Origin of the sequence: Vibrio neonatus, from assembly GCF_024346975.1 — a bacterium.
GTDB lineage: Bacteria > Pseudomonadota > Gammaproteobacteria > Enterobacterales > Vibrionaceae > Vibrio > Vibrio neonatus.
Genome location: NZ_AP024885.1, coordinates 38,483 through 64,875 on the forward strand (window position 1 = coordinate 38,483; position 26,393 = coordinate 64,875).

Sequence of the window (26,393 nt, forward strand, 5' to 3'; positions counted from 1 at the left end):
GAATTACCTTGGATTCAACAGCCAAAGAACTGTTTACTGCTATAGATATAGAGCAGTACTTATTAGATAACCCTGACTTTTTTGTGGGTCGAGAGCACCTTATTGATTCGTTAAGTGTGCCGCATCATCGAGAGGGTGCGGTCTCTTTGTTTGAGTTGAAACTTGGCCGTCAGCGTGAACAAATTCAGGCATTAGAAAAACAAAAAAATGAGCTAATGACGTTGGCCAGTCGCAATGACCGTATCTTTCGTCATTTTATGCAGTTAGAAAAACGCATTTTATTGGCCAAGTCTGGCGAACAAGTGATCAGTGCTTTAGAAAAAAAAGCACAACAGCTTGAGCTTACCGTGGTGGTAGGTGTGGTCGGGCACGTCAGTTCGCAACTGCAATTAAACCAACAAGACTGGGCAAAATTTAAAACGCAGAATTTGGCGGAGCGAGGGGCTTATCTTGGTCGCCTGAAGCGCAGTGACCGTGAGTTAATATTTACTCAAGGTACACCAGTTTCAGAGTTAGGGTCGTATGCGGTTCTTTCTTTTGATCATCCAAATCTCGAAGGCTTTTTGTGTTTTTGTAGCGAAGATGGCGGACGCTATCAGCCAAGCCAAGATACATTATATTTAAGCCACCTAGCGATGGTTGTTGCTCAGCAACTTAAAAATTTACAATGGCAGAAGGTTCAAACGCTGCATGTCCCACCACATTCCTAATACCTATCAAACTTGGATCGATGCGTTCATTTCTTATCTTAATAGCGAAAAAGGAATGAGCGAACACACCCAGAGTAACTACCAAAATCAGCTGACTATTATCGCCTCACAACTGGTGAGCTTTGGTGTGCAAAGTTGGCAACAACTGGATATTGCTTGGGTGAGACAAATTGCGGCCAAAGGCTCCAGAGAAGGCCTAAAACCCAATAGCTTAGCCACTCGATTGTCCTGCTTGCGCAGCTTTTTAGATTATCTAGTGCTAAAAGGTGAACTATCAGCAAACCCCGCTAAAGGGGTCAGTACACCAAGAAACCATAAGCGACTGCCAAAAAACCTTGATGTTGATGAAGCAGGACAACTGCTAGACATCAACATGGATGATCCATTAGCCATTCGTGATAGAGCGATTATGGAGCTTATGTATGGCACAGGGATGCGTCTTTCTGAACTGATCCAACTGAACGTGAAAAGCGTGCAGGGTGATCGCGGAGAAATTCGTGTGATTGGTAAGGGCGATAAAGAACGAATCGTCCCTTTTAGTGGTGAAGCGAAACGTTGGATACTGCACTGGTTAAAAGTGCGTCCGCTGCTATTGAAAGAAGAGCAAGAGGCGCTATTTATTTCCAAACGAGGCACTCGGATCTCGCATCGAAATGTGCAAAAGCGTATGTCTGAATGGGGCATTAAGCAGGGTGTGACTAGCCATATTACCCCGCACAAACTGAGACACTCCTTTGCTACCCATATTTTGGAATCTAGCGGCAACTTGCGTGCGGTACAAGAGATGTTAGGACATGAAAGCCTATCAACTACGCAAGTCTATACACACTTAGACTTTCAGCATTTAGCGCAAGCCTATGATAAAGCTCACCCTAGAGCGAAGAAGAAACCGGAGTCGTAATGCGTTTTTATCGAAGCTTAAATACAGTGCGGGCAATGACTTTCGACCTTGATGATACTTTGTATGACAATCATCCGGTGATTAAGCGATTAGAGCGAGATTTACGACTTTGGCTGGTGGACTCTTTTCCACTGTTATCGGGTTTTGATGAACAAGATTGGAAAAGGTTTAAGCAACAAGCATTGCGCAGTAGTGAGCGCTGTCGACATGATGTGACCGTGGCAAGAGAGACTCAGCTAGGGTTTGCTTTTGCTGCCATTGGAATCACAGGCACAAGCCAAGCAGAGGCCATTGAGCAGACCATGCAACAAGTGACTCTGTTGCGAAATAGGGTCGATATTCCAGAGCAAACCTTCCGCACGCTAGAAGTGCTCGCACAAAGATTACCATTGGTTGCGATTACCAACGGCAATGTTGATGTGCAGCGTATTGGTTTACAGGATTACTTCTGCGCCACTTTTAAAGCCGGCCCTGATGGCGCGGCGAAACCTAACGCCGATATGTTTGTGAAAGCATCTAAGGTGTTAAATACACCTGCTCACTCCATATTACATATTGGGGATCACCTGCAGACAGATGTTATGGGCGCAAAAGCTGCCGGTTTTCAAGCGGCTTGGTTTAATGATTCTGCTATGGGCATCAAGCTACAATCAAAAGCAACCGTCATGCCCGATGTTGAGATTAATCACATCGAGCAATTACTGCATTTTATTTAGATGATACGCTTTTACAGTGCGTGGCTTAAAGTGCATGCCTTAAAGAGAATGACCACTGCGATCAGCTTGGAATACTTGCAGATAATAGTCTAAAAACTCGGTCAGTTGTTCGGCTTGACTCTCTAGCCCTTCTAAACGCATTAGCTCTATCCCCACCTCACAAGTACACAGATTACCGTCACTTTGGTTTCTTCGCAGGCTGTAGTTTGAGTGACTAGATGGTTGTAAATGGTATTGCGGCAACGCTTGTAACCAAGGGCTTTGTCGCCACATCTTCTTCGCTTCTTGCCAAGTTGCATCCAGCACAATGTACAGGCGAGGTGCTAATGACGGTGATGCGTTTTGCTGAGTGCTATACGCTTCAAGTGCCTGACTATGCTCACTAGGAAATAACAGCACAGGGTTAGGGTGACTGGCAATGAGATCGAGTAACTCTGAAGCGGGATTGGTTCGGCTCCAGAGAAATTGCTGGGCATTGGGCAGGGCATTTAACAATAGCTTACCGGTATTCGTTGCTCGTTTTAGCTCATTTGGGTGGCATAGCAATGCCACCTGCATTGGGTGTTCAAATGAGGGAAACTGCTCGCACAAACAGTGGTGCTTGAAGCCACAAACAGCACAAGCCATTACTGAGCCTTTTTCAGGTTTAAACCATCATTGGTTAATGGGTAAGTTGCGCCATTGATGGTTTCATATTGGGTAGATAAGGTATCCCCTTTGAGCTCAAATTCGCGTACGGCAATGATCTGTTGTCCTTGATAGGTAACAGAAGTTACTTGGATTAAATCGCTGTTTAATGTCTGCCAGTGACCTTGTTCAACCACATCTTGGCTTCCATCGTTATAAGAATAACGGCTTTCAGCTCGATGATCAGTGGATAGGGTTAGGGTGAGCAAAGTGCTGTTGTCGATAGACTGGCTATAAGTGCCAGCAACTTGATCGCTAGGGTAGCTAGAGTCGTTATAACAGCCACTAAAGCTGCGATCGGCAACTTGCAGTTGTGCTGTCCATCCGTAAATAGAATCGCTCATCGTATCGCGGCACATTTGTGGGCGAATAACGAGTTGTCCTTGGGTAAGGCTGTAGCGTGATTCACTGAGGCTTTGTTCTAGATTCACCACAGGTAAATGCAGAGTCTCTTTACCTAACTGAGATAGCTCGATAGCGCCCTCTGACACATCGGCCGACCATGATGGCTCATTACCAAAAGCTCTTGCCTCTCTAGGGGCTTGTTGGCAGCGATTGCTGTTTTCGGTGCTGATAACGTTAAATTCAGTGACCACAAACTTACTACCAAACTGCTGTGCAAAACCGCTGGTGGCAGGCTCAAAATAACCGAACACCTCAGCATACATCGCCTGATTTGGTTTGGTGGTCATGGATTCTACGGCAGTGCGAACCTGCGTAGGCAGTTCTAGCCAGTAGGTTGCGTTGCTATTGCAGGGATGTATGGTGCGTGATTCATGTCCAACCATAATCTCACCACGCAGAAGCACGCGCGCTGGGGCTTCCGTGTCAGGTATCAGAGGTTGTGTGGACAGCACATTACTTTCGGTTGTGCTCGCTGAGGATTGTGGTGGCTCGGTGCTACTACAACCGAGCAAAACCATAGAACTAATAACAGAAAGTAGTGTGCATTTTTTCATTATCTAGCCTGTGATGGGCGATGAATTTAATGCTTATCTTAACAGGTGTTCAAGAAGATAGTGAGCCACAGCGTCATCTTCGTTGCTGCCAATCACTTCATTGTTTGGTAGCGCCGCTTTTACCTTAGGGTGTGCGGTTTGCATGACTTTACCCATGCCTGCCATCGCCAGCATTTCGGCGTCATTCATACCATCGCCAAACGCAATACAGTTAGAGAGATCTTTCCCCAAACTTTCCGCTACCGCTTGTAGGGCTAGCCCTTTAGACACATCACCTTGCATTACTTCAAGACACCAAGGTGTTGAGAAAGCCACATTTAGCTCATTGCCAAACTCTTGGTTTAGCTTATCTTCAAAGGCACTTAGATGCTCATGGCTCTCATGAGTAAAGAAGACCTTCGCTATATCGTTTTTCGGTGCGTCTTTGTCATCAAACAGGCGGAATGCAAACCCAGAGGATTTACTAAAAGACAATAAGTGTTCATCGGTTTGGTTAACCCACCATTGGTCATCTTGGTAGATGTGAATGATGATGTCTGGATCTTGACGAATAATATCAATCACGGGTTGTACTAACTCAGAATTAACGTTTTGGCTGTACATTAAGTTGTTGTTGATATCGTGTACACGAGCACCATTAGAGGTGATCATATAAGCGGGAATACCAGAGTTTTCGCGGATATAGGCAACGTCAATATGGTGACGGCCGGTAGCGAAAATAAAAGTATAACCTTGCTCATGCAGCTGCTTTAAAGTCTGTTTGGTCACGTCAGAGAGCTGGTGGTCAGGAGCTAAAAGTGTGCCATCTAAATCAGAGGCAACAATAGTAATATTTTCAAATGCAGAGTTATTCAAGGTTATGCCCTTTCTTATATTTTCAGGATCATTTGTATAATACGTTATTCATAGAGGAAGAAAGAGGGTAAACCATGCTTTCCTCTTTTCTGATTTTACTCTTTGCTAATGTAGTCGGCTCATTGCTCAAAAAAGCCCAAAATAGCGTCTAAAGCTTGGTTTCTTGCATGATCTTGTTCGACGAGTACTTCATGCTTGGCATCGGCAATTGGAACTAGCACCGCATCTTGGCGGATTTTGCTTAACTGCGCGATAAATTGATTTTGGGCGTTGTTTTCAACCACAGTATCTAAACTCGGCTGAATGAGTAGCAAAGGAATATTAATCTGCTGAGCCTCTTTTACGCATTGCTCTGCGCCTATAACACCTTGCCAGACCCAGTGTGAGGTTGGGCCGCCCATTTGAATTTGCTCGGTTTGCTCAAACAGATTCGTCGACCATTCATACCTTAATTTGCAGGTGCTCAGATTATTGTCTTTAAACGGTTTCTTTTGATAAGCCGTTTGTCCTAATGCGTAGTGGGGCTGCTTGCTCCAGCGAATGAAGGTCTTACACAAAGGCTTAACGACCGCTCTCAGTGGCGAGGGCATTTTAATCCCAAACATAGGGGCGCTTAGGGCAATAGCATGAAATGGATGCGAGTGCTGAGTTTGAATGTAGCGCGTTGAGATTGCTCCGCCCATAGAGTGACCAAGAATAAATCGGCGACTGTAGCGATTGAAATTAAATTGCTGCACGATAGTCTCAAGATCTTCAACGTAATCTTGAAAGTCTTCGACATGCCCCATTTGCGGATCATCTAGCAATCGCTCAGACATACCTTGACCGCGATGGTCGTAAGAGTAGATATCAAAGCCTTGCTTAAACAGGTCATAAAACAACTCTGGATAACGACAAGCACTTTCAGTTCGTCCGTTGACCATCAAGATCGCTTTGCTGTGTAGCGGTGATGTGAGACTGATCCAATAGAGTTTCTTGTTGTTTTTGCCTTCCGTGTAACCTTGCTGTCGGTTATCCCAAAAACTCGCTATCGGGTATTTCATTTGATATTCGTAGTCAGCTTCTTGAGTGCAGACATCTATCGCATTTTTTGACATTGCATTTGTTTCCTGTTCACGTTACAAACAGCATAACATCCTAAAATGATAGTGAATATAGGGACTAATATGGAGTTGAAAATTTGGTTGGCGTACGTTGCCACGGCAGTTATTTTTAGCCTCGCACCAGGGTCTGGCACGGTAAACTCAATTGCAAATGGGATTAACTATGGGATGCGTAAGTCGTTGTCGGCAATTGTAGGGCTGCAACTTGGGTTACTTTTTCATATTGTATTGGTTGGAGCAGGGATTGGCGCTTTGGTGGCTCAATCGGCGGTTGCTTTTACTGTTATCAAGTGGATTGGTGTCGCGTATTTAATCTGGCTTGGCATTCAAAAATGGCGAGACAGCAAACGCTTTAAATTGGTCGAAAACCATGAGCAAGTATCTAAGGGACAGTTGTTAAAACAAGGAATTTTTATCAACCTGACTAACCCTAAGTCGATTGTTTTCCTAGTAGCGTTATTCCCGCAATTTATCAATCCTCAGTTACCGCACCTTCCGCAACTATTGATTCTTGGTGTCACAACCATTGTTATCGATGGCACTGTGATGTTGGGATATACCGGCCTTGCCTCACAAATGGGCAATTTTATCCGCTCGGACAAAGTGATTGGTAAACTGAATAAAGTGTTTGGTTCCATGTTTATTGGTTGTGGTGTTTTACTTGCCGCGGCTAAAGGCTAAAGGCTAAAGGCTAAAGGCTAAAGGCTAAAGGCTAAAGGCTATCGAATTTCACGCGATAATCGTGAGTGATATTCATCTTTTGTAACATGAATCTTTTATGACATCGGCGAGTTTGACTTGTCGGTGTCTTTTTTTTGGCTAGTATATATGGATATTCGTATATGGTTATTGGTTGTCATAATGTTGCCTCATCAATTTTTTAAACTACTTGCAGATGAAACGCGTTTACGTTGCTTATTGTTGATTGCCCGTGAAGGTGGCTTGTGCGTGTGTGAGTTAACTCATGCATTGCAAGAGAGTCAGCCGAAGGTATCTCGTCACTTAGCGCAAATGCGACAGTCGGGTGTATTAGTGGATGAACGACGAGGGCAATGGGTTTACTACCATATCGCCACAGATATTCCTGGCTGGGCTAGGAAGGTGATTGATGGCTTACGTGATTCAAATTGTCTGAAAGAACAATATCAAGAAGATACCCAAAGATTAGTGCACATAGACGATAAGTCCTGTGTGTGATTTGCAATTTTAAATACTCATTAACAACGTGAGAGTAAAGGATAGAACATGACTATTAAAATCGGTATCAACGGCTTTGGCCGCATCGGTCGTTTGGCTTTAAGAGCTTCATTTGATTGGCCTGAAGTGGAATTTGTACAAATCAATGATGTGGCAGGTGATGCTAAAACATTGGCTCATCTGTTGGAGTTCGATTCAATTCAAGGACGCTGGCAGCATGAAGTGACCTTAGATGGCACTAATATGCTGATCAATGGTAAAGCAATAAAAACCACTCAAGAGCGCGATATCGATGCAGTTGATTGGTCTGGCTGTGATGTGGTTATTGAAGCAACAGGTGTGCACCGTAAGACTCAGTTCTTGAATAAATACCTAGCGCAAGGCGTGAAGCGAGTCGTGGTTTCTGCACCAGTGAAAGAAGAAGGCATTGCCAATATCGTAGTCGGCGTGAACGACGAAATTTTTGATCCTGCTATTCATAAAATCGTCACCGCAGCCTCTTGTACGACTAACTGTATTGCACCGGTAGTGAAAGTGATTCATGAAAAATTAGGTATTGAGCAAGCAGCATTTACCACCATTCATGATCTGACCAATACTCAAACTATTTTGGATGCACCACACAAAGACTTACGTCGTGCTCGCGCATGTGGCATGAGTTTAATTCCAACGACAACCGGTTCAGCTACGGCAATCGTTGAGATCTTCCCTGAGCTGAAAGACAAAATTAACGGCCATGCAGTGCGTGTTCCTTTAGCGAACGCTTCTCTTACTGACATCATTTTTGACGTGAAACGCGACACGACAGCCGAAGAAGTTAACGCTCTACTAAAAGAAGCTTCAGAAAATGAACTGAAAGGCATTTTAGGCTTTGAAGATCGCCCATTAGTGTCGATTGATTACAAAGGTGATCAACGCTCAACCATCGTTGATGGGCTATCTACCATGGTAGTGGGTACTCGCATGCTGAAGATTTACGCATGGTATGACAACGAAATGGGTTATGCGACACGTACCGCAGAGCTTGTACGTACTGTTGGTTTGGCTGACAAATAAATTAATTAAATTCACGAGCATACCTCAGTGTGCTCTTGTATTGAGGAATAGATAAAATGACACATCCTACTTGGGAATTGCTAATCGATAATGGCGCAGCGCTGGTATTAACTCCGTGTCCGGGGACGAAAGAGCTGGGTTTAGATGAATCTCTTGCGCAACTTAAAGAGCAAGGTGTAGAAGCTATTGTTACGGCAATTAATGTTGAAGAGATGACTCACAAAAACGTCCTTGAGCTAGGTGAAAAAACCAAAGCACTAGGCTTAAAATGGTTCCATCTTCCAATTGAAGATGATTGTGCGCCTGATCATGAGTTTGCTGAGCAGTGGGTGAGTGTAAGCCCTGAGCTGCACCAGATTGTGAATAATGGTGGCAAAATCGCGATGCACTGCATGGGTGGCTCGGGTCGTACTGGCCTATTAGCGGCGAATCTTCTGTTAGAGTTGGGTTGGTCATTGCCTAAAGTTATTACTGAAGTAAAAACTCTTCGCCCAGGCGCATTTAGCAAGCCAATTCAGGTTAACTACGCTGAAGCTCTAGCACAAACTCATTAATTTCCTCCCTATAAATCGTATCTGTGTGCCTTGCTGAAAAAGGCACACTTTTTTATTAAAAAGATTCGTTGAGACAACTCCTATGTTATCGACTTTAGATAAAAGTGTTCGCCAATACATGTTGGTGACGTTCAATTATTGGAACTTCACTCTGACGGATGGCGCCTTACGCATGCTGGTGGTGCTGTATTTTTACGACTTGGGATACAGCAGTTTAGCCATTGCTTCTCTGTTTTTATTTTACGAGTTCTTTGGTGTGGTAACGAACCTTGTGGGAGGTTGGCTAGGTGCAAGGCTTGGTTTAAACCGAACCATGAATGTAGGCTTAGCGATACAAATATTCTCATTAGTCATGTTGGCTGTCCCGCAAGCATGGCTCACCATACCTTGGGTGATGGCGGCGCAAGCTCTATCTGGAATTGCTAAAGACTTAAATAAAATGAGCGCCAAAAGCGCCATCAAAACTCTTGTGCCAGATGAAAAGCAAGGGGCTTTATATAAGTGGGTCGCTATCTTAACGGGCTCAAAAAATGCGTTAAAAGGTGCGGGTTTCTTCTTAGGTGGCGTTTTATTGTCGGTACTCGGTTTCAAAGGAGCGGTATTGGCAATGGCAATGGTGCTGTTCTTTGTTTTGATCGGCAGCTTAGTTTGGCTAGAGAGTGACATGGGCAAGGCGAAAAGTAAGCCTAAATTTAAGCACTTATTCTCTAAATCAGAAAGCATTAATGTATTGTCTGCCGCGCGTTTATTCTTGTTTGGTGCACGTGACGTATGGTTTGTTGTGGCTCTGCCTATTTATCTAGGTAGTGTGTTTGGCTGGAACCACTCTATGGTTGGCGGTTTTCTTGCATTGTGGGTTATTGCGTACGGCTTTGTGCAAGGTATTGCTCCAAGAATTACCGGAAAAATGCAGGGCAGAGTCCCTGATGGTAAAGCCGCTTTGCTGTGGGCTGTGTTGCTGTCAGTAGTGACAGGTGCTATTGCGTATGGAATACAAATTGGTTGGCAACCTCAGTTCGTTATTGTGGTTGGATTGCTGATTTTTGGCGCAATCTTTGCGGTAAATTCGTCATTGCACTCTTACCTTATTGTCAGCTATGCCAAAGGTGATGGCGTATCTATGGATGTTGGTTTTTATTACATGGCGAATGCTATGGGACGTCTTATCGGTACGGTGCTGTCGGGCTGGGTCTTCCAGATAGCAGGTCTGTCAGCCTGTCTTTGGGTATCATTTGCATTTCTTGTGTTGGCTAGTTTGATCTCAATAAAGCTACCTAGGCATACAACACAAGTGTCTCCTGTTTAACGATAAAGTAGTGAGAAACAGCCTGTTTAAGTGAGTGGGTTTTACATGCTGTCCTTAGCTATATAATTGTTATAACTGCAAATTTTTAGAAAAAACAAACAAAAAAGCTGATTAAGGTATCCTTGATCAGCTTTTTTATTGTTATGATACTGGTCGCACAATAAAAGGAAGTGTAGTAATGAGACAAAGGGTTTTGTTTTTTGATCTTGCCAGGTGTGTTGCTGCCATTGCTGTTATCGCAATTCATGTTTTGGCCCCTTACCGTTATCAATTTGGTGTCATTCCATTTGATGAATGGTTTACCGCAATTAGCATTAACAGCGTGAGTCGTTGGGCGGTGCCTGTATTTATTCTTATTTCAGGTGCGTTAATGCTTAGTGATAGGCGGCCTTTTGAGTTTAAGTATTACGTTAAACGTCGCCTTGGAAAGGTACTAGTTCCTTTTATTGTTTGGTCAATTTTCTATGCGTATTTATCGGGTTGGAGCAGTTATGGCTTTGATGCGACGAACGCCAAAGACACTTTGATTGAAGGGTTAGATCATGCCACTTACTACCATCTAGGTTTCTTCTATTACTTCATTCCGCTGTATTTCATTATCCCGTTCATGCAGATATTTGTACGTCGCTATGATGATCAAGCATTGTATGCGCTCACGGCGTTGTGGCTTATTACCAGCACCCTATTCTTACTACGCATTGATGGTTTGTGGAGCAATCAAATATGGCTTTACTCAGGTTTGTTGCCCCTTGGCTATATCCTGTATCAAAAAGTGCCATTGACTAAACCTGTGGTGAGCTTTTTTGTATTGATTGGGGTCGCCTCTTTTGCCATTACCATTTACCAAGTGGTGTCACTGAGTTTAGAAGCAAATGAATACACTTATGGACGTTGGTTGTCGTATAAGACATTAAATACAGTATGTGCTGCTAGCATGATCTTTATGTTGTGTCGTTATTATGGTGAAGGATTATCAGCGAAAGCCAACAAGGTTGTTGGTTTTATTAGCACACACAGCCTTGGGATTTATATCCTACACCCTATTTTCTTGTGGCCGATGAAAGAGTTAGGTTGGGGACAAGGGCATCCAGCTTGGACTATTCCTTTGTGGATTATCATCAGTGGCGGTGGTGCATTACTGCTGAGCTGGTTGGTTTCTCGTTCTAGAAAAACCGCGTGGTTACTGCCGTAATACCTAGGACGGAAATAAGCGTACGCTAGAAATAACAGGAATATAGAAATAAGAGCGGTCTCAATGATAGAGGCACGCTCTTATTTTTTATCTCTTTAAGGCAAAATGCATAAACTTATCACCTTGATAGGTCAACTCACCTTGAGTGCCCGGTGATAAAGCGTGGTAGTAATGAACGCCGACTTTAAATTCCCGCTTTGGTCCAAAACGCCCTTTTTGTACGTAAATCCAGTACTCTTGTTCTTCTCCAGGCTGTGCATCAGGTATATCGATGGCTTGTTTATCGATAACGGTCACGCTCGCTTTCTGCTCTGGTGCGTCAACGCCATGCACGTGTTTACTATAAATGTATTTGAATGCGAAGGCTGCTGTAACAACAAGAATCGCGACCAAAACAAATAGAGATATCGGCATATATGTCTCCTTGTTATCTATTGCTATAGAATTTTTAGCTATAGAGTGTAGCTTGCCCTTTTTCGGCGATAGAACTATTTACGAAATAGCGTGATCTGAACGTGAAGTTGCAATGAAAAATGGTGATTAGCTCACAAAGTGAGTTGAACCACAGTTGTAACTAAAGGTCTTATTTTGTGAGGTGAGAGTAATGAGATTATTGCTAAGCTTGATTTAGGTTCAATAATCAACGCTCTTGCTCGATTTTACTGACAGAATAGTAAAAGATAATACCAATCACACTAAGTAAGTGATCAGAGCTAGCGCAGGAAAAATGTTCGAGAACAAGGCAGAATTTTTTGATAAGTAGTTATTCTACAATCAAAAATTCGAATGCCGTTATCGAGTATTTTAACAAGCTAGAATGATCAGTTATTTAGTACGATTGGTATAATACACAAGAAGAACCATTTGATGGGATCTTTACAGGAATGGACTTTTTGCGGAGGTAAGGATATGTCCGATATTGATCAAGTTGTAACGCGAACAAGGCGTTTAGAGGGCATATTGCGTACTCGTTTTCGCGCTCGTGGTCGTGGGTTGCATCAGTTGATTTCAGATAGTGAAGAACGGTTACCTCGTGAAATTATTGGCAAGCTGCGTTATATCGCGACCATTCGTAATAAAATCGTGCATGAAGAGGGCTTTAAGCTCGATGATAAAAAGCAATTTGTACAAGCATGCAATGTGTGTGAAAAAGAGTTAACCCCTCGCAGTGGACGCTTCATTTGGGGCTTTGCTGTTGCGCTGGTGATTTTATTAACTGCTGCTGCTGGTCTTTTTTACTATGTAAATTGGGCTGAGTTTAGTGTGCATTTTTAAATGCTCAGATTGCATTTGATTTATGACATAGCCTTTATGCAAAAGCACTGTTAGAGTGCTGAGGTTCAAAATTTAGGAGTCTTTCATGTCGGTACATGCACACAAAATATTAAACCAACTTCGCCAGCAACCAATGTCAAAAGCAGAATTGAAGGACTGGGTTACTGCCGAGTTTGGTGAAAACGCTCAATTCAGAACTTGTAGCCAAGAAGGTTTCGACTTTGAATCTATTTTGGAATTTTTCCAATTAAGAGAAAAAGTAATATTTGCTAACGATAAATTTAGTATTAACGAGCCAAATGTTTGCTCTCACCACTAAATTGCCATCTTTTTTGATGCATTGTAAGGCTCCTTTTTAAGGAGCCTTTTTTATTTACAATTATGTATCATTTTTACTATTTTTGAACTGTGAAAAATATCGTCGATATGCATATTGTTGGTGTTTAATCTTGTTTTATGTGTGATCTGCATGGTGTTGTGAGTGGTTTTTAAGCGGCTTTTTGGATGTTTTTGCTGTTGAGGGTTCTGGCGTTTTTGAGCATAAAAATTCGCTGTTAGATTTCGTATCTTGTTCTTTTAATTAGTCTTTTATAAGTAACCCTAGTGATTTACTAGGTTTGCGCCTTTCTCTTTTTTGGTGTTCATTCAGTTCTTTGACTTTTTATTCATGCTATCAATATTTGTATGCACTGATATGTCTTTTATTTAGGGATAAAGCCAACTTTTATCCTTTAAATGTTGCTTTTCTGTGTCTTTTTTGCCAAATTGTGCGTCGAACACAATATTTATCATTGTATTCTGAACGAAGACGCCACTGAAAAGGTGCCGATCGAATATCAAATCGATCACGTTCATTTCGAATGGATTCAATTTGCAGACAAGGCAGAAAACTGTCCAGCAGTAGAGGTCTGGTAATGTCATTATTAGAAGTAAAAAATCTTCGCATTGAGTACCCGTCAAGGCACGGTGTTCACGCAGCAGTCAAATCACTTTCTTTCAATATAGAGCGTGGCGAAATCGTCGGCGTAGTGGGTGAATCGGGAGCAGGTAAGTCCACTGTGGGTAACGGTGTGATTGATCTATTGAGCCCTCCTGGTGTTATCGCTAATGGTGAAGTCTTTTTAGATGGAGAGAAAATATCGGGTTTATCTCCTGAGCAAATGCGCAAAGTGCGCGGCTCAAAAATAGGATTTATCTTTCAAGATCCTATGACATCTCTCAACCCTTTGTTTACCGTAGAACAGCAACTTAAAGAAACCATTCATGCCAATATGAAGGTGTCGGATGAAGAGGCGTATAAGCGCTCTTTAGAGTTGATGAACAAGGTGGGTATCCCACAACCAGAAAACCGCTTAAAACAATATCCTCACCAATTCTCTGGTGGTATGCGTCAGCGTGTCGTGATTGCAATTGCTTTGGCTGGTGAACCAGACCTGATTATTGCGGATGAACCGACCACGGCTTTGGATGTATCCATTCAAGACCAAATTTTAACCCTGATACGTGATTTATGTATTCAGCAAAACGTGGGTTGTATGTTGGTGACTCACGATATGGGAGTGGTATCGAACGTCACTGACCGTGTGGCGGTGATGTACCGAGGTGATTTGGTCGAATTTGGGCCAACAAGTAAAGTTTTAGGTAACCCTGATCATCCCTATACGCGAAGCTTAATTTCAGCGGTTCCACGCTCAGATATTAAATTAGAGCGCTTTCCACTAGTGAGCTATATCGAAGAAGCGGCAGAGCATCAGCCATTGGATGTAAAAAATCACTGGTTAGGTCAAAGCCAAGATCAGCGAGACTACACAGGACCGTTACTGAATGTAGAAAACGTTGACCTTCGCTTTATCACCAAAGATTCGCTATTTGAAAGTCGCAGAGAGTACGTACAAGCATCTAACAATGTCAGCTTTGAAGTATTTGAAGGTGAGACTTTTGGATTGGTGGGGGAATCGGGTTCAGGTAAATCCACCATTGCACGTGTGATCGCGGGTTTATATGCCCCAGATGCGGGTAAAGTGACCTTTGAAGGTATTGATTTAACCGGTTTGAAGAGTGAAAAAGAACGCCGCCCAATGCGTCGTCAAATGCAGATGGTGTTCCAAAACCCTTATACCTCGATGAACCCTCGTATGAAAATTTTCGACATCATCGCCGAACCTATCCGCTTCCATAAATTAACCGCTAATGAGACTGAAACCCGTCAGATCGTCAACGATCTACTTGATCATGTAGGTTTAGGGCGTATGGCTGCCGTTAAGTATCCGCATGAGTTCTCTGGTGGTCAGCGTCAGCGTATTTCTATCGCCCGAGCTTTAGCGACACGTCCACGTCTCTTGATTTGTGATGAGCCAACCTCGGCATTAGATGTTTCAGTTCAGGCGCAAATCTTGAACCTGCTAAAAGACCTACAGGATGAGTTGAATCTAACCATGCTGTTTATCAGCCATGATTTACCGGTGATTCGCCAAATGTGCGATCGCATCGGGGTCATGCAAAGAGGTGAGTTACTGGAAGTTGCACCGACAGAGCAACTGTTTAAGTCGCCACAGCATGAATATAGCCAACACCTAATTTCGTTAATGCCTGAGTTTAAAGGGATGCGCGAAGATAACAGTGCAACAACAGAATTAGCTTAAAAATTCTGCATAAAAAACGTTCTAATTAATAAGCTCACTGAGCAAAACACAAGCAACAATAAGCAAACACAACATATAGCAAACATAACAGGGATTCCATCCCGCATGAAGGAGATATGCAATGAAAACCATTAAGACCAAACTGGCTGTAGCACTTGCAGTCGCTGGCCTTGCATTTGGCGCTGCCGCTGCAGATATCAAAGTTGCCTACGATGCTGACCCAGTATCTCTAGATCCACAAGAGCAACTGTCTGGTGGCACATTACAACTTTCTCATATGATCTTTGATCCACTAGTACGTTATAAGCAAGATTTATCGTTTGAACCTCGCTTAGCTACTAAGTGGGAGCGCGTCAATGAGACCACTATGCGCTTTACTTTACGTCAGGGTGTTAAATTCCACTCTGGTAATACGTTGAGTGCTGATGATGTGGTTTGGACTTTTGACCGTTTACAAGATTCGCCAGACTTTAAGGCTATTTTTGCCCCGTTTGAAAAAATCGTAAAAGTTGACGATTACACATTTGATCTTGTTTCTAAAGGCGCTTTCCCTCTAGTTCTGCAAACAGCAGCTTACATTTTCCCAATGGATAGCAAGTTCTACTCTGGTAAAACAGCAGACGGTAAAGATAAGTCTGAGATCGTGAAGCATGGTAACTCTTTTGCTTCTACCAACGTATCAGGTACTGGACCTTTCATCGTTACCTCTCGTGAGCAAGGCGTAAAAGTTGAATTTAAACGCTTTGATGGCTACTGGGATACAGAGTCAAAAGGCAACGTAGATAACCTAACGCTAGTGCCAATCAAAGAAGACGCAACGCGTGTAGCAGCGCTTCTTTCTGGTGGCGTAGATATGATTGCCCCTGTTTCACCAAATGACCACCAACGTGTTGAGTCAGCAAAAGGTGTTGAACTAGTAACTCTGCCGGGTACTCGTCTGATTTCATTCCAGATGAACCAAGAAAGCAACCCAGCACTGAAAGACGTGCGCGTACGTCAAGCTATCGTGTATGCCATCAACAACGACGGTATCGCGAAGAAGATCATGAAAGGCTTTGCTACCACAGCAGGTCAGCAAGGCCCTGAAGGTTACGCAGGTTACGATGCTGAGCTTAAGCCTCGCTACGATCTGAAAAAAGCGAAAGCACTAATGAAAGAAGCGGGCTACGAAGATGGCTTCTCTCTTTCTATGATTGCGCCAAACAACCGTTACGTGAACGATGCAAAAATCGCTCAAGCGGCGGCAGCAATGCTGGCTAAGATTGGCATTCGTGTTGATCTGAAAACTATGCCTAAAGCGCAATACTGGCCTGAGTTTGATAAGTGTGCAGCAGACATGCTGATGATTGGTTGGCACGCGGATACTGAAGATTCAGCGAACTTCTCTGAATTCCTAACCATGACTCGTAACAAAGAGACAGGTAAAGGTCAGTACAACTGTGGTCACTACTCTAACCCTGAAGTCGATAAGCTAGTTGAAGCGGCAAACGTAGAAACGGACCCTGCGAAGCGCTCGCAAATGCTACAGAAAGTTGAGAAGACTTTATACGATGACGCAGCATACGTTCCTCTACATTGGCAAAACCTAGCGTGGGGCGCAAAGTCTAACGTTGAGATTAAACCAATCGTGAATGCAATGAACTTCCCTTACTTTGGCGACCTAGTTGTTAAATAAGAAATTGCACAACGAAAAAGGCACGCACTTTTAATCCCGTACGTGCCTTGTTGCTAATTAAGTAACGCTTTTAAAAGCGCAGTAATGCGGTTTTCGGTGCCTGATCTTGTTTCAGTCGGATCAGGTACCATTTTTAAGACTGAAAATTTGTTCGATTGGAAAAAAGGGGCAAAGGAATGTTTTCGTTTCTAGTCAAGCGCCTATATCAGGCACTGGTAGTGATGTTTGTGATCAGTTTGGTGGCGTTTGCTATCCAAGATAACCTTGGTGATCCCTTACGTGAGTTAGTTGGTCAGTCTGTTTCAGAGTCGGAGCGTCAAGCATTACGTGATGATCTGGGTTTGAATGACCCATTTGTGACTAAATACACCCGCTTTATCACCGCCGCAGTGCAAGGTGATTTAGGGACTTCATATTTCTTCAAACGCCCAGCCGTGGACGTTATTTTAGATAAATTGATTGCGACGCTAGAACTGGTGTTCGGCGCGACGTTAATCATCATTGTATTGTCGATCCCACTTGGCGTTTATTCGGCAATAAATCCCAAAAGTTTATTTACCAAGTTTGTCATGGCGATGAGCTCGGTGGGTATTTCGATACCCGTATTCCTGACCGCAATCATGTTGATGTATATCTTCTCAATCACCTTGGGGTGGCTACCGTCTTATGGGCGGGGGGAGACAGCCAATGTTCTTGGCTGGGAGTCAGGCTTCTTTACCAAAGATGGTCTGCAGCATTTGATTCTGCCGTGTGTGTCTTTGGCCTCTATCATGCTGCCTCTGTTTATTCGTCTTGTACGCTCAGAAATGCTAGAGGTGCTCAGCTCGGAATACATCAAGTTTGGTAAGGCGAAAGGCCTGCCACTTAAGAAAATTCATTACCAACACGCTTTAAAAAACACCCTGTTACCTGTACTGACGGTCGGTGGTGTACAGATTGGTACTATGGTGGCGTATACCATCCTAACTGAGACGGTATTCCAGTGGCCAGGTACAGGCTTCTTATTCTTAGAAGCGATCAACCGCGTAGATACTCCATTGATTACCGCTTACGTTATTTTTGTTGGGCTTATCTTTGTTGTAACCAACACCATAGTGGATTTGCTGTACGGATTAATTAACCCAACCGTCAACATTACAGGTAAAGGAGCATAATCATGGAACAGACAGCACAAGCTCCCACTCGTTGGCAGCGTTTTAAAAACTCAGATATTGTTTACTATTTCGTGCGCGACAAGGTCGCCATGTTCTCGGCGTTTGTTTTTGCCTGCTTTTTAGTTGCCGCTATTGCCGCACCGCTAATTTCACCGACAGACCCTTATGATTTAACGTCCATCGATATTATGGATTCAGAATTACCGCCATCTTGGATGGACGGTGGTGAAGAAAACTTCATATTGGGCACCGATGAGCAGGGACGTGATATTTTCTCGACCATTTTATATGGCTCAAGATTGTCTCTCACCATTGGCTTTTTGGCAGTTGGTCTACAGCTGATCTTAGGCATAGTAATTGGTTTGTCTGCGGGCTATTTCGGTGGTCGTATCGACAGCTTCCTAATGCGCTTTGCCGATGTGCAGTTGTCGTTTTCGACTATGATGGTGGCAATTATTGTCTCCGCCATTTTCAAAGCCAGTTTTGGTAGTGCGTTTTACAGTGAGTATGCAGTGATCATGCTGGTGGTGATTATTGGTGTGGCGGAATGGCCTCAATATGCTCGTACTATTCGCGCTTCAGTATTGGCTGAGAAGAAGAAAGAGTATGTAGAAGCGGCTCGCGTGATGGGCTTTAAAGCCCCCCGCATTATGTTCCGCCATATTCTTCCGAACTGTTTGTCACCGATTTTGGTTATCTCAACGGTACAGATTGCCAACGCCATAATGTCAGAAGCGGCGCTGTCCTTCTTAGGTTTAGGGCTTCCGGTTGATCAGCCATCATTAGGGGCACTGATCAGCACCGGCTTTAACTACATCTTCTCGGGCGCATGGTGGATTACCGCCTTCCCAGGTATTGTACTAGTGACCTTAGTGTTGGTGATTAACCTGCTTGGTGACTGGCTACGTGATGTATTTAATCCGAAATTGTATAAAGGTTAATACCTAACTTGAATCCCAGTTTGATTTAAAAGAAGCACTCAATGCTATGTATTGGGTGCTTCTTTTTTCAGCCAATTATCGATCTGTGTAACAGAGCATTAGAGAGGTATTGGCGAATAACTCAACACTCGACTAATCTTTCGGAAGTGATTGATTTAACGGGCGAGAGGGTTGTAAGCAAAGTGAAGCCAATAACATTACCTCTGTTTTACAGCATTGTGTTGTTACTTACCTGCAGCAGTGTCCAAGCGAGCAACTTCTTATGTTCGGCAACTCAAGAGTCCTTTGATAAGCCCGCATTGCTAGGAGAAGAGTGCCCGATAGGGGTGTCTCTATGGGGCAAAAGCAAACCCATTTATGCCAAATCCACATTCTGGATCCAATGTGGATTTTTCCCCGAAGAACTCACCTTACAACAAGTCAATCAAATCTACCCCAACGTCTCATCTTCCATTTGGAACAAAGCCGAAAAGAAAGGCAAACGCTGCTTAATCGGCCCATACGATGATTTTGCTCAAGCCAGTCTTGAAGTAACGCAATTAAGAACCGTTAGTGGTTTTGAGAAGTCGTTTATTCGGGAAGTGGAGAAGTAGAGAAAGCTAAGAGGTAGGTAATAAAAAAGGATGGCATAGGCCATCCTTTATCGTTATGCGCAAAGCGCAATTATCTCATCGTCACGAAATACTGTCACACGTAGAATCTGGAAGATTTCTGTAAGGCCTTTATTTATAAGGTCTAAGAGGGTTTTCCAGAAAAAACACTTTATCAAGCCATTTTTCTGAAGTTCATGAGCTTCAATCATTCGTTATCTTCATTTTGAAGCTCTTGTAGGTGCCAGCTCAACATGTAAGTCTACGGCTGCAAGACCGTGTTTCGAGATGAAAGAGATGGTCGGGATCTTTTTGTAGTTACTAGAGATAATACCAATTCCGTTAATTTTATGATCTAATAATGGACTCTTAAAGGAGTCCTTATGAAGCATGATTTTCCGAGTCTGATTAATTCCACATCCAACGCTCGACTTAGAATGCGTTATTTAGCCGTTTCTCATTTTGTTGACGGTAAAAGTCGCACTCAAATAGCTAAGTACCTTAAAGTTAGCAGAGTAAGCGTCAATAAATGGGTCAAAGCATATCTCGACAATGGTCTTGAAGGACTTCAAGAGAAACCACACACTGGTAGACCTCATCGCCTAACAGACGAGCAAAAATCACAACTCAAAGAGTATGTTATCGAATATGCCGTAAATGAGAGTGGCGGTCGCCTTCAAGCAAAAGACATTGGGCTCTATATAGAAAGCAATTTCAGTACATCATATAAAAAGTCGGCGCTCTATCAGTTATTACATGACATAGGCTTGAGTTGGATTACTACTCGTTCCAAACATCCTAAGCAGTCAGTTGAAGCTCAAGAAGCTTTTAAAAAAATTCCCAATCGAAACGATCCTTAAGATCCCTGGCCATGTCGCCTTAAAAGATGTTCAAATATGGTTTCAAGATGAGGCTAGATTTGGTCAACGCAATACAACAACGCGAATATGGGCAGAGAAAGGTACGCGTCCTAGAGTAGTACAACAACAGCAGTTTGAGTATGCATACCTTTTCGGAGCAGTATGTGTCACGACAGGAGAAGCTGAAGCGATAGTGGTTCCCCTGAGCAATATGGAAGCAATGAAAGAGCAACTCAGATTAATTTCTCAAGCCACACCAGCTGGCAAGCATGCTGTTGTGATCATGGATCAAGCGAGTTGGCACCAGAGCTATCTTGCAGATGAATTTGAGAACCTTACCATCATTCATATCCCACCTTATTCTCCCGAACTTAACCCTATAGAACAGGTATGGAGTTGGCTGCGTCAAAATGAAGTAGCAAATAGGTGCTTCGAAAATTATGACGATATTGTAGAGACAATATGTAGAGCGTGGAATCGGTTTTGTGAAGATAAAAGCAGAGTCATCTCCCTCTGCTTTAGAGATTGGTTAAACTTGATAAGTTAATTAACGGAATTGGTATAACAGTAAAAGAAGCAGATACAATAAAGGTGCAGCCTATACTTGCACCTTTTTCCTAAATTGATTACGAGTTGCTTTCCATTTCTGCGGGCATTGGAGCATCTGGGCTTTGATCCGACAAAGTATATGGATTTAATCGTCGGAACTCTCTCTGGTGGCTTAATGTCACTTGATTTTCCGTTTTCAGATCTAAAGCAATGCCAATAGACAAGGTTCTATCTTCAGTCCAGTTAACTGTATCACCTAGAGCAACCTTGAACTCATTACGTATGACATTATCGATATCATCATTACTTGCATCAACAAGATCCGACTGGGCCTGCTTAACAGCTCGTCTTAGTGGGCGAAGCATCTTATCTTCAATGACAACTATCCCACAGACTTCATATTTTTGACCCTCTGGCTTTTCTTCCCACGAATCAAGCTTGAGGTAAATACCTGAAAGGTGTTCATTTCGACGCTCATAGAACTTTTTTAAACGTCTCTCTGCACTTTTTATTGAACGATTGAAAGCATCCGGCCAAACATCACGTCGAAAGCGCTCAGCTAGCCAGTGTTTTAAGCTAAATGAGGAATTATCTCCTACCTGATAATCAACGTGCCTATCGAGCTCAAGCAGCTTGTTACGTTCAAACTGGATAATACTCGAAGCGTTGACTTCAAATGCTTCATCCTGCCCATCTTTAGTTACAGAAAAGTGCAATCTTCGCTCATTGCGACCATTTTGAAATTGTTTATTTAGCCCATCGATTTTCTTAGCTATAAGCACATTAACCCATGGCTCCGAAACGAAGCATGGGTTAATTACAGCACAGTCGTACAAAGATATGATCAGGAGATTACCGTCGACACAAAGTTCTTGGATACTCTCTGGCAGTATAGGAGTAAGCCATTCGATGATTGAATCATCAATTAGAATACAACTATGTCGGCCCCAGCCTTTTGCTAAGAGTTCCTCTCGAACGCCTTTTGTCACGTTTTTTCCTTATAGAATCAAGCTAGTAGATCAAATTTCTCATAGAGTTCATCATACCAAGAAAAAAGTTCTTCTTTACTTGCTCCATTAAGTAAAGCTTCACCGAAAGCAGGATTACCATCGATAGGGCTAAATGCAACTTTGTGCAATAACGGTCTATGTTCCTTGTCCATATCCATCATTAAAGCATTCAAGTTTACAAGTCTAGCCTCAACAGTTGCTTCACTTCGAGAACTACTTGGATCATTAATCCAGTTGTACAGAGAACGTCTTTTCAAGCCTAACCAAGAGGCAAATTGTGCATGAGAAAGCTGAAATTTATCTTTCAACTCTTGATACAGAGCAACAGAAGCATGTCTTCCTGTATTCGCACTCTGATCATTTGTTACTTCCAACACAAACTGAGGTAAGTCATAATCTTGAATAAAAACAACTGACTCTGGTTGTTGAATAGCGTAAGCACCAGGAGTGGCTGCCAGCAAACAAACTGATAGTACCTGAGGTGCTATCTGCCTAGTTAGCGTAGTTTCCATACGTTAGCTCTCCTTAGTTATTGAACCGTAAGTGCGATTTAAATGCTCATGAATCTGATCAAATTTATTTTTAACATCCTGTAGCTCTAGATTCACAAGACTCATTCCTTGAGGAGCTCTTTGTTTTTTTCCTTGTTGATTATGCGCAACAGAAATCGTCAGCAAAAGGCTTCTCTCCGCTACGACAGGAATTCCGCCCATAAATTGCCATAGCTCCCATTCAGGCTGAGGTATGAAGCTTTGGCCTTCATGTGCAATTGTACTGTGTACAACTAATCCGATTAGGCCATCGTCTCGCTCATAGTCATGTCTAGTCGCTGCGCCGACACGTTGCCATACCTCATCGATTCCTTTATCTGTAACAGCAAAAGGAGAATTTTCACGGATGTTAGCTGTCACACCTTCAGCATCAAATGCAAGCATATTAATATTTTGCATGGATATATACCCAACATACTTCACATCCATTGCATGCATAACCATACTGACAACATGTAAGAACATTTCTTTTTGTTCTTCAAACGGTACATAGTTACGTACTGAATAGTCAAAACCTTGGTTGCCAATCTTTAATGCATGAACATTATCAGCACTCACCATGTGCAACTCATAAGCACCATCTTGGTCAACCTGTACCGCATTAGGATTGGTAAGATCTATGTTTAGAGCTTGAACACGAGGCATATGTGACTTAGGAAATCGGTCACGAAGAGCTTCTTGTAGAGCTTCAAGCTTCGACTTGAGTCCCGATACTCCTAGCTTTTCAAACCTAATAGACGCTTTTTTCGCAACTATCTTATTTACCATCTCGTCCCCATTTGCACCTTTAAGCACACTCTTGTTTAAGTTTCGCACAAAAATTTTGAGTACGTATTATATTTTGCACACGTTTTTGCACAAGTTATTTTTAGCAAATATTACGTCAATGTAGTGTGATATTCACCTAGTCTCTGGAAATTAAATATGTTTAATCAAGGATTTTTCCTAAATAGCTGACTAGATCTGTACCATCAATCCGAGACATACAGCTAAGCGACGTGGCATGCATTTGTCCAAAAGTGATTTAGTTGCATGCGTATTTCTGCCCATGCTGAACCCGCATTCTGGTTTAACTTCACCGGAGTACGCATTAGTTCCCCCCTCACAAGAGGGTATGCGGTTACTTAATCGATACAACCCTGTTTCTTTTTAGCTCTGCTAACTCGCCACGCTTGATTAACTTAAGTAAGAAAGAGCGGAACTGATAGGTTGGTTTGAGCCTTTTTATGGGGGAAGCATTCCTAATCTAACTGCTCATCTTCTAGGAACTGATAGTATTTGAGTAGAACACGACTGCATGGGTTGAGGTCTTTCGCTAAGAGGTAGCTATTGGGTTCTTGTAGAAAAGTACCGTCATGAGAGAACAGTGTAGGAAGGGAGCCTATGTTGCCCTTTGTTGGCTGACAATGGTAAGTACTATCATCTCTAGGTGTTAATTCTATTTTCTTGTAAACGTCACTTGATTGTATAAGTTGAGTCACTTATCCACCTAGAAAGAACACTGTCTATACATTCAGTGTAAACAGTGTTGATTATCTTTCCAGATTTTTAAACGTGTGAAGGTTAGGTTTCTACACTAACCCCTCATCGTAACAAACTCTTCCGAGCCCGTTGGATGGATTGCGACTACGGCATCGAAGTCAGCCTTAGTTGCGCCCATCTTCATTGCGACTGCAAAGCCTTGAATCATTTCATCAACAGTGAAACCAATGCCGTGTAGACCAACAACTTGTTCGTTGTCGCCAGCACAGACCAGCTTCATTTTGCATGGTTGACGGTGCTTAGTGACAGCAGAGTACATAGCGGTAAAGCCAGAGGTGTATACCTTAATGTTGTCTTCGCCGTATTGCTCGATAGCTTGTTGCTCAGTAAGACCGATAGTACCGATTGGTGGGTGGCTAAATACCACGGTAGGGACTAAGTTGTAGTCCATTTTTGCTTCTGGTTTGTTGTTAAACAAACGCTCAGAAAGTTGACGGCCCGCTTTTACTGCTACTGGTGTTAGTTCAATACCGCCTTCCATGATGTCGCCAACGCAGTACACGCCTTTAACATTGGTTTTTTGGTATTCGTCAACTTTGATGTAGCCACGCTCGTTGGTTGCTACGCCAGTGTTGCTTAGGTTGATAGCATCGGTTGCTGGATGACGACCAATCGCCCAGATAAGTTGGTCTACATTGTGGCTGCTGCCGTTTTCTAGGTGCAGAGTTAAACTGCCGTCTGCTTCTTTTACTACTTCTTTAGGAACAGAGTGTGTATGCAGTGTTGGACCTTCTGCGGCCATTACTTCTGTTAGGGTATCGATGATCATTGGGTCAAAGCTACGTAGAGGAGACTCTTTACGTATAAACAGATCAGTTTGAGTGCCTAGAGCACTTAATACGCCTGCGATTTCTACAGCAATGTAGCCTGCGCCAACAACCGCAACACGTTTTGGTTGTTCGTTTAATTCAAAGAAACCGTTTGAGTCGATGCCGTACTCTGCGCCTGGAATGTTAGGAATCGTTGGGCGACCACCTACGGCAATCAGGATATGATCAGCGGTGTATTGTGTACCGTCTACTTCAACAGTTTTTGCATCAACGAATTTAGCAAAACCTTTGATGACATTTACTTTGTTGTTGCCCAATACACGGTCATAAGATTGATGAATGCGACCTATGTATGCTTGACGGCTTTCGATAAGTTTTGACCAGTTGAAGCTTTTTAGCTCAACGTCAAAGCCGTAATCTTCAGCGTAAAGATTGATAGCTTCGGCGACTTGTGCGCCGTGCCACATTACTTTTTTAGGCACACAACCTACGTTGACACAGGTGCCACCAAGGTCTTTTGCTTCGATTAGAGCAACTTTGGCTCCATACATAGATGCACGGTTTGCTGATGCAATGCCACCGCTACCACCACCAATACAGATATAGTCAAAGTGAGTTGTCATTAAGTTCTCCAGAATTCTTGTAATCTTTATCGTTATATTGGGTGAATTTACTCGGGTACAACCCATTCAACCTTAAAATGCCCTGTCGCAGGGGCGATCGCTTGCTTCAATACTGGTAACAGAGCTTGCATTTGGCTTTCTAGTTTCCATGGCGGATTAATCACAATCATGCCTGATGCTGTCATGCCGCGCTCGTTAGTATCAGGAGATACTCCAAGCTCTATCTGCAATATGTTACGAATACCTAGGCCTTTCAAACCTTTAAGCATGTCGTCGATATCGTAGCGATTAACTACAGGATACCAGATTGCATAAATACCTGTTGCCCAACGCTTATAACTTTGCGCGATAGCTTGTACTACATCGCGATATTCTTTTGCGAGTTCGTAAGGAGGGTCGATAAGTACCAGTCCGCGACGTTCTTTGGGTGGTAAGCTGGCTTTTAGGCGAGCAAAACCATCGTCTTTGAACATGCGAACTTGGCGGTCACGATGAAATTCTTGTAGCAATAACGGGAAGTCGCTTGGGTGTAGCTCAGTGAGAACCATACGGTCGCCACTACGGATTTGTGCGCGAGCCACACGAGGAGAGCCGGGGTAGTATCTAAGCTCGTCACCGTCGTTTAGGGTGCGAATGGAGTCAAGATAGCTAGTGAGTTCTGCAGGCAAATCACTTTGTTGCCATAATTTGGCGATACCTTGTTTGTATTCACCAGTCTTTTCTGACCACTCATGGGTCAAATCGTAACGACCTACACCGGAATGAGTGTCGTGATAGACAAAAGGCTTGTCTTTCTGTTTTAAGGCGTCAAGTATAAGGCTTTGAACAATGTGTTTTACCACGTCTGCATGATTTCCAGCATGAAAGCTGTGACGGTAGCTGAGCAAGGTGACTCCCAAATGAGTAGGTAATGATCAATTCATATTATACTCAACTATTGAATTTTGCATAAGTCGCCACTATCTAAAGAGCAAT

At 43.1% G+C, this 26,393-nt stretch carries 28 protein-coding genes; 17 read left to right on the plus strand and 11 right to left on the minus strand.

Annotated elements, in window-relative coordinates; translation table 11 throughout:
- Positions 1 to 8 precede the first annotated feature (8 nt).
- The 3 genes from OCU38_RS00180 to OCU38_RS00190 are packed head-to-tail and all read left to right on the plus strand — an operon-like array spanning position 9 to position 2,327.
- Positions 9 to 710 carry a DUF484 family protein gene (locus tag OCU38_RS00180; RefSeq protein WP_261823330.1) on the plus strand — a complete coding sequence of 234 codons (702 nt, stop codon included), beginning with the start codon at positions 9 to 11 and terminating at the stop codon, positions 708 to 710.
- Positions 691 to 1,611, plus strand: coding sequence for a tyrosine recombinase XerC (gene xerC / locus OCU38_RS00185; RefSeq protein WP_261823331.1), 921 nt, complete (start codon positions 691 to 693; stop codon positions 1,609 to 1,611). Before OCU38_RS00180 ends, xerC begins: the two co-directional genes overlap by 20 nt.
- Complete coding sequence (locus tag OCU38_RS00190; RefSeq protein WP_261823332.1) at positions 1,611 to 2,327, plus strand: HAD-IA family hydrolase; 717 nt, start codon at positions 1,611 to 1,613, stop codon at positions 2,325 to 2,327. The genes xerC and OCU38_RS00190 overlap by 1 nt, the downstream gene beginning before the upstream one ends.
- A 39-nt stretch (positions 2,328 to 2,366) precedes the next feature.
- Here OCU38_RS00190 and OCU38_RS00195 read toward each other — a convergent pair whose 3' ends face one another.
- The 4 genes from OCU38_RS00195 to OCU38_RS00210 form a co-directional block, all read right to left on the minus strand.
- A complete protein-coding gene (locus OCU38_RS00195; protein ID WP_261823333.1) occupies positions 2,367 to 2,954 on the minus strand; it encodes a tRNA-uridine aminocarboxypropyltransferase in 588 nt (195 codons plus the stop codon).
- On the minus strand, positions 2,954 to 3,973 hold the full coding sequence (locus OCU38_RS00200) for a COG3650 family protein (RefSeq protein ID WP_261823334.1): 1,020 nt from the start codon (positions 3,971 to 3,973) through the stop codon (positions 2,954 to 2,956). Before OCU38_RS00200 ends, OCU38_RS00195 begins: the two co-directional genes overlap by 1 nt.
- A gap of 33 nt (positions 3,974 to 4,006) precedes the next feature.
- Positions 4,007 to 4,834, minus strand: a complete 828-nt coding sequence (locus OCU38_RS00205) for a Cof-type HAD-IIB family hydrolase (RefSeq protein WP_261824210.1) — start codon at positions 4,832 to 4,834, stop codon at positions 4,007 to 4,009.
- 113 nt (positions 4,835 to 4,947) lie between these two features.
- A complete protein-coding gene (locus OCU38_RS00210) occupies positions 4,948 to 5,925 on the minus strand; it encodes an alpha/beta fold hydrolase (RefSeq protein WP_261823335.1) in 978 nt (325 codons plus the stop codon).
- A gap of 69 nt (positions 5,926 to 5,994) precedes the next feature.
- Here OCU38_RS00210 and rhtB point away from each other — a divergent pair, with 69 nt between their 5' ends.
- The 6 genes from rhtB to OCU38_RS00240 all read left to right on the plus strand — a co-directional run bounded on the left by rhtB (position 5,995) and on the right by OCU38_RS00240 (position 11,236).
- On the plus strand, positions 5,995 to 6,612 hold the full coding sequence (rhtB, locus tag OCU38_RS00215; protein ID WP_261823336.1) for a homoserine/homoserine lactone efflux protein: 618 nt from the start codon (positions 5,995 to 5,997) through the stop codon (positions 6,610 to 6,612).
- A gap of 180 nt (positions 6,613 to 6,792) precedes the next feature.
- Positions 6,793 to 7,128 (plus strand): metalloregulator ArsR/SmtB family transcription factor, encoded by a 336-nt coding sequence (locus OCU38_RS00220; protein WP_039971041.1) that lies wholly within the window; start codon positions 6,793 to 6,795, stop codon positions 7,126 to 7,128.
- Between the two features lie 48 nt (positions 7,129 to 7,176).
- Complete coding sequence (locus OCU38_RS00225; protein WP_023405056.1) at positions 7,177 to 8,184, plus strand: ArsJ-associated glyceraldehyde-3-phosphate dehydrogenase; 1,008 nt, start codon at positions 7,177 to 7,179, stop codon at positions 8,182 to 8,184.
- Positions 8,185 to 8,240: 56 nt separating this feature from the next.
- Positions 8,241 to 8,738 (plus strand): phosphatase domain-containing putative toxin, encoded by a 498-nt coding sequence (locus tag OCU38_RS00230; RefSeq protein ID WP_261823337.1) that lies wholly within the window; start codon positions 8,241 to 8,243, stop codon positions 8,736 to 8,738.
- An 82-nt stretch (positions 8,739 to 8,820) separates the two neighbouring features.
- Positions 8,821 to 10,044: an organoarsenical effux MFS transporter ArsJ gene (gene arsJ / locus OCU38_RS00235; RefSeq protein ID WP_261823338.1), complete on the plus strand. Its 1,224-nt coding sequence runs from the start codon at positions 8,821 to 8,823 to the stop codon at positions 10,042 to 10,044.
- Between the two features lie 178 nt (positions 10,045 to 10,222).
- Entirely contained in the window at positions 10,223 to 11,236 is a 1,014-nt protein-coding gene (locus tag OCU38_RS00240; protein WP_261823339.1) for an acyltransferase, read from the plus strand.
- A gap of 87 nt (positions 11,237 to 11,323) precedes the next feature.
- On the opposite strand, the gene OCU38_RS00245 is transcribed toward OCU38_RS00240, so the two are convergent.
- Positions 11,324 to 11,650 (minus strand): DUF2500 domain-containing protein, encoded by a 327-nt coding sequence (locus OCU38_RS00245; protein WP_261823340.1) that lies wholly within the window; start codon positions 11,648 to 11,650, stop codon positions 11,324 to 11,326.
- Between the two features lie 495 nt (positions 11,651 to 12,145).
- On the opposite strand from OCU38_RS00245, the gene OCU38_RS00250 reads away from it, so the two are divergent.
- The 8 genes from OCU38_RS00250 to OCU38_RS00285 all read left to right on the plus strand — a co-directional run bounded on the left by OCU38_RS00250 (position 12,146) and on the right by OCU38_RS00285 (position 20,920).
- The gene (locus OCU38_RS00250; RefSeq protein WP_152822065.1) at positions 12,146 to 12,511 is read left to right on the plus strand and encodes a DUF4145 domain-containing protein; all 366 of its coding nucleotides are present in this window, start codon (positions 12,146 to 12,148) and stop codon (positions 12,509 to 12,511) included.
- A gap of 85 nt (positions 12,512 to 12,596) precedes the next feature.
- Positions 12,597 to 12,830, plus strand: coding sequence for a YecH family metal-binding protein (locus tag OCU38_RS00255; protein WP_023405684.1), 234 nt, complete (start codon positions 12,597 to 12,599; stop codon positions 12,828 to 12,830).
- Between the two features lie 595 nt (positions 12,831 to 13,425).
- The gene (locus OCU38_RS00260) at positions 13,426 to 15,153 is read left to right on the plus strand and encodes a dipeptide ABC transporter ATP-binding protein (protein WP_261823341.1); all 1,728 of its coding nucleotides are present in this window, start codon (positions 13,426 to 13,428) and stop codon (positions 15,151 to 15,153) included.
- 121 nt (positions 15,154 to 15,274) lie between these two features.
- Complete coding sequence (locus OCU38_RS00265; protein WP_261823342.1) at positions 15,275 to 16,828, plus strand: ABC transporter substrate-binding protein; 1,554 nt, start codon at positions 15,275 to 15,277, stop codon at positions 16,826 to 16,828.
- 176 nt (positions 16,829 to 17,004) lie between these two features.
- Complete coding sequence (locus OCU38_RS00270) at positions 17,005 to 17,982, plus strand: ABC transporter permease (RefSeq protein WP_152822067.1); 978 nt, start codon at positions 17,005 to 17,007, stop codon at positions 17,980 to 17,982.
- A gap of 2 nt (positions 17,983 to 17,984) precedes the next feature.
- Positions 17,985 to 18,923 carry an ABC transporter permease gene (locus OCU38_RS00275; RefSeq protein ID WP_261823343.1) on the plus strand — a complete coding sequence of 313 codons (939 nt, stop codon included), beginning with the start codon at positions 17,985 to 17,987 and terminating at the stop codon, positions 18,921 to 18,923.
- Between the two features lie 182 nt (positions 18,924 to 19,105).
- Positions 19,106 to 19,516: an SPOR domain-containing protein gene (locus OCU38_RS00280; protein ID WP_261823344.1), complete on the plus strand. Its 411-nt coding sequence runs from the start codon at positions 19,106 to 19,108 to the stop codon at positions 19,514 to 19,516.
- Positions 19,517 to 19,896: 380 nt separating this feature from the next.
- Positions 19,897 to 20,920, plus strand: a protein-coding gene (locus OCU38_RS00285) for an IS630 family transposase (protein WP_261823276.1) whose coding sequence is annotated in 2 segments (ribosomal slippage) — positions 19,897 to 20,351 and positions 20,350 to 20,920 — 1,026 coding nt in all. Because the reading frame shifts where the segments join, the coding sequence is not laid out codon by codon here.
- 79 nt (positions 20,921 to 20,999) lie between these two features.
- Here the strand turns inward: OCU38_RS00285 and OCU38_RS00290 are convergent.
- The 6 genes from OCU38_RS00290 to OCU38_RS00315 form a co-directional block, all read right to left on the minus strand.
- Positions 21,000 to 21,911: a hypothetical protein gene (locus OCU38_RS00290; protein ID WP_261823345.1), complete on the minus strand. Its 912-nt coding sequence runs from the start codon at positions 21,909 to 21,911 to the stop codon at positions 21,000 to 21,002.
- 17 nt (positions 21,912 to 21,928) lie between these two features.
- Entirely contained in the window at positions 21,929 to 22,444 is a 516-nt protein-coding gene (locus OCU38_RS00295) for a hypothetical protein (RefSeq protein ID WP_261823346.1), read from the minus strand.
- 3 nt (positions 22,445 to 22,447) lie between these two features.
- Positions 22,448 to 23,251 carry a TIGR04255 family protein gene (locus OCU38_RS00300; protein WP_261823347.1) on the minus strand — a complete coding sequence of 268 codons (804 nt, stop codon included), beginning with the start codon at positions 23,249 to 23,251 and terminating at the stop codon, positions 22,448 to 22,450.
- Between the two features lie 473 nt (positions 23,252 to 23,724).
- On the minus strand, positions 23,725 to 23,964 hold the full coding sequence (locus OCU38_RS00305; protein ID WP_261823348.1) for a hypothetical protein: 240 nt from the start codon (positions 23,962 to 23,964) through the stop codon (positions 23,725 to 23,727).
- Positions 23,965 to 24,059: 95 nt separating this feature from the next.
- Positions 24,060 to 25,418: a glutathione-disulfide reductase gene (gorA, locus tag OCU38_RS00310; RefSeq protein ID WP_261823349.1), complete on the minus strand. Its 1,359-nt coding sequence runs from the start codon at positions 25,416 to 25,418 to the stop codon at positions 24,060 to 24,062.
- Positions 25,419 to 25,465: 47 nt separating this feature from the next.
- Complete coding sequence (locus OCU38_RS00315; protein ID WP_261823350.1) at positions 25,466 to 26,305, minus strand: 23S rRNA (adenine(2030)-N(6))-methyltransferase RlmJ; 840 nt, start codon at positions 26,303 to 26,305, stop codon at positions 25,466 to 25,468.
- Positions 26,306 to 26,393: the final 88 nt, after the last annotated feature.